Source organism: Dactylosporangium sp. CA-152071 (assembly GCF_050936335.1).
GTDB lineage: Bacteria > Actinomycetota > Actinomycetes > Mycobacteriales > Micromonosporaceae > Dactylosporangium > Dactylosporangium maewongense.
In genome coordinates this window covers 6,884,259-6,895,640 of record NZ_JBNJMZ010000001.1, presented here as the reverse complement: position 1 = coordinate 6,895,640, position 11,382 = coordinate 6,884,259, and the positions used below count along the sequence as shown (strand labels likewise).

At 71.1% G+C, this 11,382-nt stretch carries 10 protein-coding genes and 1 pseudogene; 4 read left to right on the top strand and 7 right to left on the bottom strand.

Annotation, left to right across the window (positions count from 1 at the left end):
- Positions 1-66: 66 nt before the first annotated feature.
- A complete protein-coding gene (locus tag ACQEVZ_RS31100) occupies positions 67-1,185 on the bottom strand; it encodes a GuaB3 family IMP dehydrogenase-related protein (RefSeq protein WP_344501789.1) in 1,119 nt (372 codons plus the stop codon).
- Between the two features lie 39 nt (positions 1,186-1,224).
- Positions 1,225-2,745, bottom strand: coding sequence for an IMP dehydrogenase (gene guaB / locus ACQEVZ_RS31095; protein WP_433377095.1), 1,521 nt, complete (start codon positions 2,743-2,745; stop codon positions 1,225-1,227).
- A 155-nt stretch (positions 2,746-2,900) separates the two neighbouring features.
- Here guaB and ACQEVZ_RS31090 point away from each other — a divergent pair, with 155 nt between their 5' ends.
- Entirely contained in the window at positions 2,901-3,293 is a 393-nt protein-coding gene (locus tag ACQEVZ_RS31090) for a DUF5319 domain-containing protein (protein ID WP_327008183.1), read from the top strand.
- 64 nt (positions 3,294-3,357) lie between these two features.
- Here the strand turns inward: ACQEVZ_RS31090 and ACQEVZ_RS31085 are convergent, their stop codons facing one another.
- Positions 3,358-4,119, bottom strand: a complete 762-nt coding sequence (locus ACQEVZ_RS31085) for a helix-turn-helix domain-containing protein (RefSeq protein WP_344501790.1) — start codon at positions 4,117-4,119, stop codon at positions 3,358-3,360.
- A gap of 180 nt (positions 4,120-4,299) precedes the next feature.
- On the opposite strand from ACQEVZ_RS31085, the pseudogene ACQEVZ_RS31080 reads away from it, so the two are divergent.
- Positions 4,300-4,638: pseudogene (locus tag ACQEVZ_RS31080) on the top strand (WhiB family transcriptional regulator); the annotation flags it as partial.
- Positions 4,639-4,813: 175 nt separating this feature from the next.
- Here the strand turns inward: ACQEVZ_RS31080 and ACQEVZ_RS31075 are convergent.
- The 3 genes from ACQEVZ_RS31075 to groES all read right to left on the bottom strand — a co-directional run bounded on the left by ACQEVZ_RS31075 (position 4,814) and on the right by groES (position 8,472).
- Positions 4,814-6,313 (bottom strand): molybdopterin-dependent oxidoreductase, encoded by a 1,500-nt coding sequence (locus tag ACQEVZ_RS31075; RefSeq protein ID WP_433373018.1) that lies wholly within the window; start codon positions 6,311-6,313, stop codon positions 4,814-4,816.
- 105 nt (positions 6,314-6,418) lie between these two features.
- The gene (gene groL, locus ACQEVZ_RS31070; RefSeq protein ID WP_433373015.1) at positions 6,419-8,065 is read right to left on the bottom strand and encodes a chaperonin GroEL; all 1,647 of its coding nucleotides are present in this window, start codon (positions 8,063-8,065) and stop codon (positions 6,419-6,421) included.
- A gap of 92 nt (positions 8,066-8,157) precedes the next feature.
- Positions 8,158-8,472 carry a co-chaperone GroES gene (groES, locus tag ACQEVZ_RS31065; RefSeq protein WP_203845131.1) on the bottom strand — a complete coding sequence of 105 codons (315 nt, stop codon included), beginning with the start codon at positions 8,470-8,472 and terminating at the stop codon, positions 8,158-8,160.
- A gap of 231 nt (positions 8,473-8,703) precedes the next feature.
- Between groES and ACQEVZ_RS31060 the strand changes: the two genes are divergently transcribed.
- Entirely contained in the window at positions 8,704-9,477 is a 774-nt protein-coding gene (locus ACQEVZ_RS31060; RefSeq protein ID WP_433373011.1) for a hypothetical protein, read from the top strand.
- A 4-nt stretch (positions 9,478-9,481) separates the two neighbouring features.
- Positions 9,482-10,630 (top strand): class I SAM-dependent methyltransferase, encoded by a 1,149-nt coding sequence (locus ACQEVZ_RS31055; RefSeq protein WP_433373008.1) that lies wholly within the window; start codon positions 9,482-9,484, stop codon positions 10,628-10,630.
- Here ACQEVZ_RS31055 and ACQEVZ_RS31050 read toward each other — a convergent pair.
- The gene (locus ACQEVZ_RS31050; protein ID WP_344501794.1) at positions 10,624-11,370 is read right to left on the bottom strand and encodes a hypothetical protein; all 747 of its coding nucleotides are present in this window, start codon (positions 11,368-11,370) and stop codon (positions 10,624-10,626) included. The two genes, ACQEVZ_RS31055 and ACQEVZ_RS31050, sit on opposite strands and share 7 nt — an antisense overlap.
- Between the last annotated feature and the right edge of the window lie 12 nt (positions 11,371-11,382).

The following is an 11,382-nucleotide window of genomic DNA, read 5'->3' as shown; positions in this document are numbered from 1 at the left end:
CCCCGGGAGGATGCGAAACGGCCCGGACCCCGAGGCGGGGCCGGGCCGTCAGGCGTCGCGCGCCGGTCAGCGGTCGAGGACCAGGCCGACCTTCTGGAACTCCTTCAGGTCGCGGTAGCCGCACTTGGCCATCGCGCGCCGGAGGCCGCCGAACAGGTTGAGGACGCCGTCGGGGTCCTCGGACGGGCCGTACAGGACCTTCTCGAGGTCGCCGAGGGACTCCTCCGCGGAGCCGAACGAGCCGCGGGGCAGCTTCGGGTGGCTGGCGGCGGAGTGCCACCAGGCGCCGCCGGCCGGGGAGGACTCACTGCGCGACAGGGGCTCACCGACCATGACGGCGTCGGCGCCGCAGCCGAGCGCCTTGGCGATGTCCCCGGACGTCTGCAGGTTGCCGTCGGCGATGATGTGGACATACCGGCCGCCGGTCTCGTCGAGGTAGTCGCGGCGGGCGTCGGCGGCGTCGGCGATGGCGGTGGCCATCGGGACGCGGATGCCGAGGACCCGGTCGGTCGTCGACCACTCGTCGGCGCCGATGCCGACGATCACGCCGGCCGCGCCGGTGCGCATGAGGTGCAGCGCGGTCTGGTAGTTGGTGCAGCCGCCGACGATGACCGGCAGGTCCAGGTCGGCGATGAACTCCTTGAGGTTCAGCGGCTCGTCGGTCGTCGACACGTGCTCGGCGGAGACGAGGGTGCCCTGGATGACCAGCAGGTCGACGCCGGCGTCGAGGATGACGGGCGCGAGGGCGAGGGTGTGCTGCGGGGAGACTCGGACGGCGACCGTGACGCCGCCGTCGCGGATCTCCTTGACCCGCTCGCCGATGAGCTCGGGCTTGATGGGCTCCGCGTACACCTCCTGGAGGCGCCTGGTGGCCCGGGAGTCTTCGTCCAGCCCGGACAGCTCCTCAAGGATCTTGCTCGGGTCGCTGTAGCGGGTCCAGAGGCCCTCGACGTTGAGCACGCCGAGCCCGCCGAGGCGGCCGAGCTCGACGGCGGTCGCCGGGCTCATGATGGCGTCGGAGGGGTGCGCCACGCACGGGATCTTGAACGGGTACGCGTCGAGCTGCCAGTTGGTCGACACGTCATCGACGTCACGGGTGCGCCGTGTCGGGACGATCGCGATGTCGTCCAGGTGGTAGCCACGCCGGGCGCTCTTGCTCAGCCCGATCTCGACCACGTCACGCATTTGCCGCTCCTGCCATTGTTTAAGCCCTGCTAGGGGTGTCTACCGCGAGTGGTAGTTGGGTGCCTCGACGGTCATCTGGATGTCGTGCGGGTGGCTCTCCTTGAGCCCGGCCGCGGTGATCCGGATGAGCTGGCCCCGCTCGTGCATGTCGGGGACGGTGGCGGCGCCGACGAAGCCCATGCCGGAGCGCAGCCCGCCGACGAGCTGGTGGGCGACCGCGGCGAGGGGGCCACGGTAGGGCACCTGGCCCTCGATGCCCTCGGGGACGAGCTTGTCGTCGGACAGGACGTCGTCCTGGAAGTAGCGGTCCTTGGAGTAGGACCGGGCCTGGCCACGGGACTGCATCGCGCCGAGCGAGCCCATGCCCCGGTAGGACTTGAACTGCTTGCCGTTGATGAAGATCAGGTCGCCGGGGCTCTCCTCGCAGCCGGCGAGGAGGCTGCCGAGCATGACGGTGCTGGCGCCGGCCACGATCGCCTTGGCGATGTCGCCGGAATACTGCATGCCACCATCGCCGATGACCGGCACGCCGAGCGGCGCGCAGGCCCGGGCGGCCTCCATGATCGCGGTGATCTGCGGCACGCCGACGCCCGCGACGACGCGGGTGGTGCAGATGGAGCCGGGGCCGACGCCCACCTTGACCGCGTCGGCGCCCGCCTCGGCGAGGGCCCTCGCGCCGGCATACGTGGCGACGTTGCCGCCGACGACGTCGACGGTGGTCTCCTTCTTCAGCCGGGCGACCATCTCGACGACCTGCCGGTTGTGCCCGTGCGCGGTGTCGACCATGACGATGTCGAGGCCGGCGTCGATGAGGGTGCGGGCCCGCTTGTAGGCGTCGTCGCCGACCCCGACGGCGGCGGCGACGCGGAGCCGGCCGGCGTCGTCCTTCGTGGCGTGCGGGAACTTCTCGCTCTTGGAGAAGTCCTTGACCGTGATCAGGCCGCGGAGCTTGCCGGAGCCGTCGACGATGGGCAGCTTCTCGACCTTGTGCTTGCGCAGCAGCGCGAGCGCCTCGTCCTTGCTGACCCCGACGGGCGCGGTGTAGAGCGGGGCGACGGTCATGATCTCGCGGACGGGCGTGGCCGGGTCGGAGACGAAGCGCATGTCCCGGTTGGTGACGATGCCGACGAGCTGGCCGGCGCCGTCGACGACCGGGACGCCGGAGATCCGGTATCGCCCGCAGAGCTTGTCGACCTCGCCGAGGGTGTCGTCGGGCGAGCAGGTCACCGGGTTGGTGACCATCCCGGCCTCGGACCGCTTCACCAGGTCGACCTGCTGCGCCTGGTCGTCGATCGACAGGTTGCGGTGCAGCGTGCCGATGCCGCCCTGGCGCGCCATGGCGATCGCCATCCTGGCCTCGGTCACCGTGTCCATCGCGCTGGAGACCAGCGGGATGCGCAGGGTGATGTTGCGGGTGACGTGGCTCGACGTGTCGACGGCGCTCGGCACGACGTCGGACTCGCCCGGAAGCAGCAGCACGTCGTCGAAGGTCAGGCCCAAAGGCAGCTCGGAGCTGCCGGAAGGACGTGACAGCACGTCAGGTCGCGGCGAGAAATCCATGAAGCGCATCCCAGCTCTCGGTCTCCGGCGGGTGCGTCTCATCGTACTTCCGCCCCGACGGCGCACCCCCTCCGCCATAGCCGGACGTGCCCTGGCTTACTACCGCTCCGCACACCGAGCCCCACACATGCCGGTATTAGGGCTACCGTTGAGGCGTGCACGAAGAGCCCATCGACCCGTTCGCCGGTGACCCGGCCGATCCTTCGGCCGAGCTCGACGACAGCGGTGCCGACGACCCGTTGACCGCCGCCGAGCGCCAGGACGTTCTCGAGGACCTTGCCGACCTCGAGATCTACCAGGCGCTGCTCACGGCGATCGGTGTCCGTGGGCTCGTCATCGAGTGTGAGGACTGCCACGAGCCGCATTACTTCGACTGGGACCTGCTGCGGGGAAACCTGAAGCACCTGCTCACGTCGGGCCGGCCGCGGGTGCACGAGCCGGCTTTCGACCCGGACCCGGACCATTACGTCACATGGGAGTACGCGCGGGGTTACGCTGACGGGGTCCACGACGCACTCGCGAGCGCCACGGACGACAACGAAGGCTGAGTCCGCGGGCACCTTCGTTTAGGTTTGCCGCGCGCGGGGTACCGACGCGGCATGGCACGCGACGCTAGCTCACCAACCCGGCACGGAAGGCCGCCGCTACGGCGTGTGCCCGGTCGCGTGCTCCCAGTTTCCGGAACAGCCGGCGAGCGTGCGTCTTGACCGTGTCCTCGGAGACGAAGAGCTCCCGGCCGATCTCGGCGTTGCTCTTGCCGTCCGCCATGCCGCGCAGCACCTGCAGCTCGCGCTCGGTGAGCTCGACGCGCCGCCGCGGCGGTTCGCCGGGCATGTCGCCGCGCTGCTGCGGCACGCCGGCGCCCACGATGCGGGCGTTGGGCACCCCGACCGCCGTCCTCGCCGCACCGGGCAGCCCCCGGCCCGCCGGAAGCATCCCGCCGGGCGTCTGGGCCGGCGTGCCGACCCGCGCGGGCAGGACCGGCTCGCCGTTGCTGCCGCGGCCGACCTGGCTCAGCACCAGCAGCACCGCCTTCGCGAGCGTCGTGACCGGGTCCGCCGTGTCGACCCGGATGACCGCCCTGGCACCGGCCGCGATCGCCGCCGCCGCCGCGCGGGGCTCCTCCGTGCCGAAGAAGACCACCGTCGAGCCCGGCGACACCGCCAGGACGCGGCGGGAGAACTCCGCGCTGTCGGGCCGGGCGAGGGTCGGGTCGGCCAGCACCAGGTCCGCGGGCTGCTCACTCAGGCGGGCCAGGGCCTCGACCATCGTGACGGCGGTCCGCACCGCGTGTGCCACTCCGAGCCTGGCCGCGGCCGCGGCGACCGTCTGTGCCGCGACCTGTGTTCGCACACACACCAAAATCGTACGCACCGTCGTGCTCCTCTCTCTCAAAGAGAGAAACACGAAATGGCGAGATCTAGACGTGGTTTCGCCGCGATTGGCCTACGAGAAATTGACCGACGACATCCCGTTACCTGCGGCGGTCTCGCGCGTTGTACAGGGTTTGTGCCACTCGCGAATTCCGGCCCGCAAGCTAGGAAGGAGGGGCGAATGACGAATGTGACTCGACTGCCCGGCCCGATCGCGGACATGTGGGACTGGCAACGTCTCGGCCTGTGCCGCGGGCGGGACAGCGCGCAGTTCTTCCACCCGGACGGCGAGCGTGGCGCGTCACGCGGCCGGCGTGAGGCGGCGGCGAAGAACGTGTGCCGGGCGTGCCCGGTCCGGGCGCAGTGCGCCGCGCAGGCCCTGGCGACCCGCGAGCCGTACGGCGTGTGGGGCGGCTTCAGCGAGGGCGAGCGCCTGCGGCTGCTGGCCGTCGGCTGGGAGGACTGCGCCGTGCGGGGCCAGGAGAAGGTCGACGTGTCGCGCCTGGAGGCGAAGCTCGGGCTGCGTCCTTCGCCGCCGCCCATCCAGCTGCGCACGATCCGCACCCACCCGGCGCCCAGCGTGCCGTCCCAGCGGCGCCGCGCCGGCACCGACCGCGCCCGCCCCGCCGCCCGGTAACGGCGGGGAGCGAGTCTCCAAGTACGAGCCGCCGGCCGCGCCGGCGGGCATGTGCAGGTCAGCGCACCTCGACCTGCACCGAGTGCCATCCGGTGGCGCCGTCGGGGTCCGGCGGCGCCACGGCGTCTGTCTGGGTGTCGCCGCCGTTGTCGGTGGCGCGGACGGTCAGCCGGTGCTTGCCGGGCGTCGCGGTCCACGGCAGCGTCCACTGCCGCCAGGTGTCGATCGACGGCACGGCGGCGAGCTTCGCCTGCTGCCAGGGGCCGTCGTCGACGCGGACCTCGACCTTGGAGATGCCGCGGTGCTGGGCCCAGGCGACCCCGGCGATGACGACCTGGCCGGCCGCGGGCCGGCCGCCGTCGCGGGGTGTGTCGATCCGCGACTGCGTCTTGACCGGCCCTTCCCGGGCCCAGCCGCGATTGATCCAGTACGCGTCGAAGTCGGCGAACGACGTCAGTTCCAGCTCGGCGAGCCATTTCGTGGCCGACACATATCCGTACAGGCCGGGCACCACCATTCGAACGGGAAATCCGTGCTCGATCGGGAGCGGTTCGCCGTTCATCGCGATCGCGAGCATCGCGTCCCGCCCGTCGCGCAGCAGCGCGGTCGGGGTGCCGGCCGTCCATCCGTCGACGGACCTGCTGACCACCTGGTCGGCGCCGGCCTTCGGGCGGACCTCGTCGAGCAGGTCGGCGATCCGCACGCCCTGCCACTTCGCGTTGCCGATCAGGCCGCCGCCGACGTCGTTGGAGACGCAGGCGAGCGTCACGTACCGCTCGATCATCGGCCGCCTGAGCAGTTCCTCGAACGTGAGGGTCAGCGGCTTCTCGACCCGGCCGTGGATGCGCAGCGTCCAGTCCTGCGACGACACCTGCGGCACGACGAGCGTCGTGTCGATGAGGTAGAAATCCTTGTTCGGCGTCACGAACGGCGCCAGATCCGGCAGATTGGCGTCCGCCGAGGACGGCAGCGGCGCGACCGTGTCGGGCGGGACGGGAATCCGCACGGTCGCCCGGTCGGCCTCGACGTTGCGGCGGGTCGCCCACCAGCGGGCGGTGAAGCCGGCGACGAACGCGGCCGCGAGCGTGCCCCCGGCGGCGCGCAGGAAGAAGCGGCGCTGCTCATACGACTCGATCGGCGGCCGGACCAGCAGCCACCGCAGCACGCCCGCGCCGGCGAGCGCCCCGGCGACGGTCGGCACGAACGCGTACCAGGGCGCGTCGTGGCGGGTCATCGCCGCCAGGACGCCGATCACGGCGAACAGGCCGATCCCGGCATACCCGTACATCATCCGGCGCAGCGACAGGATCCCGACGACCGCCGCGAAGACGGCGAGGATCAGCAGCGTCCCGGCCTGCAGCGCGATCTTGTCGTACGTGTAGAAGACCGCGACCGCGAAGTCCTTCACGGGTGCGGGCACCGCGTCGATCACGACCCCGCCGACGGAAACGAGCGGGGAGGTGGTCGCGCCGGTCAGGATCGAGACGACCTCGGCGACGCCGAGCGCCACCCCTGCGGCGGCCATGCCGGCGAGCGCGCCGTTCCGTTTGCTGAGCACGGCTCCAGTCTGCGCCGCGCACCACCACCCACCAAGGGCGGTAATCGATCCATAAGGAAGAAGGGCCCGGTCACAGGACCGGGCCCTTCTTCCGACGCTCAGAACTCAGAAGCCCGGGCCGTGCGAGTGGCCGTGGCCGTGCCCGTGGCCGTGACCGCCACCGGCGGCGGGCTCGGGGGCGACCGGCTTGTCCACGACCAGGCTCTCGGTCGTGAGCAGCAGGCCGGCGATCGAGGCGGCGTTGGAGACCGCGCTGTGGGTCACCTTCACCGGGTCGACGATGCCGGACTTGACCAGGTCGACGTATTCGCCGGTGGCGGCGTCGAGGCCGTGGCCGAAGTCGAGCGCGGCGACCTTGCCGACGACGACGTAACCGTCGAAGCCGGCGTTCTGCGCGATCCAGCGCAGCGGCTCGACGAGCGCCTTGCGCACGATCGAGACGCCGACCTTCTCCTCGCCGGTCAGGCCGAGGTCGCCGTCGAGGACCGGGAGCACCTGGGCCAGGGCGGCGCCGCCGCCGGGGACGATGCCCTCCTGGACCGCGGCCTTGGTCGCGGAGATCGCGTCCTCGATGCGGTGCTTGCGCTCCTTCATCTCGACCTCGGTGGCGGCGCCGGCCTTGATGACCGCGACCCCACCGGCGAGCTTGGCGACCCGCTCGTTGAGCTTCTCCTTGTCCCAGTCGGAGTCGGAGGCCTCGATCTCCTTGCGGAGCTGCTCGACCCGCCCGGAGACCTCGCTCTGCTCGCCGGCGCCGTCGACGATCGTGGTGAGCTCCTTGCCCACGACGACGCGCCGGGCCTTGCCGAGGACCTCGGTGCCGACCGACTCGAGCTTGTAGCCCAGCTCGGGGGCGACGAGCTCGGCGCCGGTGAGGATCGAGATGTCCTGGAGCATCGCCTTGCGCCGGTCACCGAAGCCGGGCGCCTTGACCGCGACGACCTTGAAGGTCTTGCGGATGGCGTTGACCACCAGGGTCGACAGGGCCTGGCCCTCGACGTCCTCGGCGATGATCAGCAGCGGCTTGTTGTCCTTGACGATCTGCTCCAGCAGCGGCAGCAGCTCCTCGATGGCGGCGATCTTCTGGGTGGTGACGAGGACGTAGGTGTCCTCGAGCACCGCCTCCTGCGACTCCACGTCGGTCACGAAGTGCGGGGAGATGTAGCCCTTGTCGAACTGCATGCCCTCGGTGACCTCGAGCTCGGTCGTGAGGGTCGAGCCCTCCTCGACCGTGATGACGCCGTCGCGGCCGACGCGCTCCATCGCGGAGGCGATCAGGTCGCCGATGGTGGCGTCCTGCGCGGAGATGGTGGCGACCTGGGCGATCTCGGTGTGGCTGGCGACCGGGGTCGCCTTCTCCTTGAGCGCCTTGACGACGGCGGCCGTCGCCTGGTCGATGCCGCGCTTGATGCCCGCCGGGTTGGTGCCGGCGGTCACGTTGCGCAGGCCCTCGCGGACCAGCGCCTGGGCCAGCACGGTGGCGGTGGTGGTGCCGTCGCCGGCGACGTCGTTGGTCTTGGTGGCGACCTCTTTGACCAGCTGGGCGCCGAGGTTCTCATAGGGGTTGGCGAGCTCGATCTCTTTCGCGATCGTCACGCCGTCGTTGGTGATCGTCGGGGCACCGAACTTCTTGTCCAGGACGACGTTGCGACCGCGCGGGCCGAGCGTGACCTTGACCGTGTCGGCCAGGTGGTTGACGCCGTGCTCCAGCAGGTGCCGCGCATCGTCGGAGAAGCTCAGGATCTTCGCCATGCGTGTGATGTCCCTTCAAAGCGACACCGCCCCGGCCGCAGCGCTCCTGCGCACGGATCCGGGGCGGTGGCCACTGATCTACTTGGTCTGGGTCACTTCTCGATGACCGCGAGGACGTCACGGGCGGAGAGCACGAGGTACTCCTGGCCGCCCCACTTGACCTCGGTGCCGCCGTACTTCGAGTAGATGACGGTGTCGCCGACCTTGACGTCGATCGGGACCCGGTTGCCCTTGTCGTCGATGCGACCGGGGCCCACAGCCTGGACGGTGCCCTCCTGGGGCTTCTCCTTGGCGGTGTCCGGGATGACGATGCCCGAGGCGGTGGTCGTCTCAGCCTCGTTGGCCTGGACCAGGATGCGGTCCTCGAGCGGCTTGATCGCAACCTTCGTCGCGGTAGTCACGGGCATACCCTCCTGGGGTATCGATTTCTTACGCTATCGAGTGCCCGGTGAAGCCGTCGTCGCGGGTGCCGGCTCCAGCCGGTTGGCTGGCACTCTCATGTCGAGGGTGCTAATCGGAGGTTATGTCGCTGGCTAGCACTCCGTCAAGGAGAGTGCCAAACACGCCACGAAATCACCCGTCGTCGGCTACGCGACGGACAGCGGCCCGACATCACATACCGATCTACGCTCACCTGTATGAAGAGGCTGCTCGGCACGTTGATCGTCGCGACCCTGGCCATGGGGTCCCTCGCCGCCTGCGGCAAGAAGGACGGCGGCGACGTTGCCGCGGAGGCCAGCAACGGCCCCTCGAACTCGGCCGAGTTCGGCGAGGGCCCCGGCGGCGCCTCGGCGTCGCCCGGCGGTGGGGGCACCGGCGGGACCGGCGGCACCCAGGATCCGGTCGCGGACAAGAGCGCCGCCGGACCCACCTATCCGGGTGACGCCAAGGGCTACTGCCAGGCCGCCGTGTCCGCCTGGACCAAGAACGACATGAACCGGATCAAGCAGCTCGCGAGCAGCGGCGCCGTGTCCAACTTCCAGTACATCGAGAAGGGCGCCGACCACAACTGGAAGTACGTGAAGAAGGACGGCTCCGAGTGCGTCCTGCGCAACGACCACGGCGACCAGCTCCAGGTCACGATCGACGAGCACAACCTGGGCAAGCCGCAGGCCATCACCGACGTCGTCATCGAGAAGACCGAGTACCCGTCGGACGCGTCCAGCTACGTGCAGAGCTTCGTCAACGCCTGGTACAACGGCAACACCGCCCGGATGGCCAGCTACTCCAGCCAGTCGATCGCCGGCAGCTACGGCGGCAAGAAGGCGCCGCCGAACTGGACCGAGGGCCAGCCCAAGGAGGACAAGGGCGACTACTGGCTCGTGCACGGTTCGTCGAACGCCGGCGACAGCTATACCTTCAAGGTTCGCAAGAGCCTCGGCAAGGCCGGGGGCATCCTAGGGATTTCATAGACGCATGCTCGAACAGGCGATCCAGGCCGCGGCCGCACTCCCTGACGGCGACCCGCTCGCCGCCGCGTCGGCGCTGCGGGCGGCCGGCTTCCCACCCGACCTCGCCGCCGCCGCGCTCACCCAGGTGGCGCTGCGGCGCAAGGCGGTCACGAAGTTCGGCGCCGACGCGGCGGTGATGCACTTCACCCGCGCCGGCCTCGAGCAGGCGACCAGGGCTCCCGTCGCGGCCCGGCGGGCGGCCCGGCTCGCCGCCGCGGGCGCCACCCGGGTCGCGGACCTCGGCTGCGGCATCGGTGCCGACACGATCGCCTTCGCCCGCGCCGGGCTGCGCGTACACGCGGTCGACGCCTCGCCGGAGACGGCCTCGACGGCGTCGGCCAACGTCCACGCGTTGGGGTTGGCGGCCGGTGTACTGGTGGAGGCCCGCGACGCGACCGAGGTGCCCCTCGACGAGGTGGACGCCGTGTTCTGCGACCCCGCCAGGCGCACGTCCGGCGGGCGGCGGGTGTTCGACCCCCGCGCCTACTCGCCGCCGTGGGACTTCGTGGTCGGCCTGGCGGCGCGGGTGCCGATGACGGTGCTGAAGCTCGCGCCCGGCATCGACCACGCGCTGCTGCCGCCCGGCGCGGAAGGGGAATGGGTCTCGGTCGACGGTGACGTGGTCGAGGCCGCCGCCTGGTGCGGCCCCCTCGCGGCCGCTCCCCGCCGCGCGACCCTGTTCCAGGGATCACAGGTCTTCTCGCTGACCGGTTCCGGCACGACCGCCGCACCTGTCGGACAGGTCGGAAATTTCGTGTACGACCCTGACGGGGCGGTGGTGCGGTCGCATCTCGTCGCGGAGTTCGCCGCCACGGTCGACGGCGTCATCGCCGACCCGACCATCGCCTACGTCTACACCGCCTCCGCCGTGCCGACCCCGTTCGGGCGCTGCTACGAGGTGCTCGACCAGCTGCCGGTGGCCCTGAAGCGGCTCCGGGCGGCGCTGCGCGCCCTCGACGTCGGCTCCCTGACGATCCTGAAACGCGGCTCGGCCCTGGACGTGGAGAAGCTGCGCAGGTCGCTGCGCCTGTCTGGCACCCGGCCCGCGGTGATCGCGCTGACCAGGGTCGCCGGCGCCCCCGCCGTCCTCCTGCTGCGGCCCGTCGCTCAGTAGAGCTGCTGCCCCAGGCGCCGCTGGAGGTCGATGAGGACGTCGTCGGCGAGGTCCTCCGGCGGGCGGCGGCCCAGCTGCTCCGTGAGCATCCGCCCCGACTCCCGGCACATGTCCCACGTCACGCGCTCGTGCAGCCACCGCAGCCACTCGACGACGTCGTTGATGAAGAACGCGACGATCTGCTCCGACCCCCGGACCCGCCGCTCCTCCGCCATCACCGTCAGCGCCGCCGCCAGCCGCCGCCGCGGGAAGTCGTGCCCGGCGAGCGCGTCGGCGAACACGTCCGCCCGGTGCCGCGGCGCGGTCGGCGCGACCGTCAGCTTCGGGAACGGCGGATCGCCCGACGTCCACACCTGCGCGCTGCGCGGCACGAACTCCGGCTCCAGCACCACGTCGATCCGCGACGCGTGCCCCGGGTCGTCGACGGCGACGAGCACCCGCGGCTCCACCGAGCTGACCTTCGTCACGAACCGCGACAGCCCCGTCGCCTCCTCCACGCAGAACCGCGCGTCCGGCAGGTCCAGCACCCCGTCGAACACCAGCCGCCCGACCCGCGGCCCCGCCCCCTGCCACAACCTGACCCTGACCAGCCCGACCTGCGGCCTGGCCGCCACCCGCACGTGCCGGTCCGTCGCCGTGATCGGCCCGTCGCCGTCGAACACGGACATGTCCCGGCCGCTGGTGGCGCCCAGGAAGATGTGCCCGAAGCCCAGGTACATCTGGACGGCACCGATCTGCATCTCGCTATTGTG

Bases quoted from the DNA above. Each gene is read 5' to 3' on its own strand.
- ACQEVZ_RS31100 (WP_344501789.1), bottom strand. From the start codon at position 1,185: ATGCGTGACGTGGTCGAGATCGGGCTGAGCAAGAGCGCCCGGCGTGGC.
- ACQEVZ_RS31055 (WP_433373008.1), top strand. From the start codon at position 9,482: ATGCTCGAACAGGCGATCCAGGCCGCGGCCGCACTCCCTGACGGCGAC.
- groES (WP_203845131.1), bottom strand. From the start codon at position 8,472: ATGCCCGTGACTACCGCGACGAAGGTTGCGATCAAGCCGCTCGAGGAC.
- ACQEVZ_RS31050 (WP_344501794.1), bottom strand. From the start codon at position 11,370: ATGCAGATCGGTGCCGTCCAGATGTACCTGGGCTTCGGGCACATCTTC.
- ACQEVZ_RS31060 (WP_433373011.1), top strand. From the start codon at position 8,704: ATGAAGAGGCTGCTCGGCACGTTGATCGTCGCGACCCTGGCCATGGGG.
- guaB (WP_433377095.1), bottom strand. From the start codon at position 2,745: ATGGATTTCTCGCCGCGACCTGACGTGCTGTCACGTCCTTCCGGCAGC.
- groL (WP_433373015.1), bottom strand. From the start codon at position 8,065: ATGGCGAAGATCCTGAGCTTCTCCGACGATGCGCGGCACCTGCTGGAG.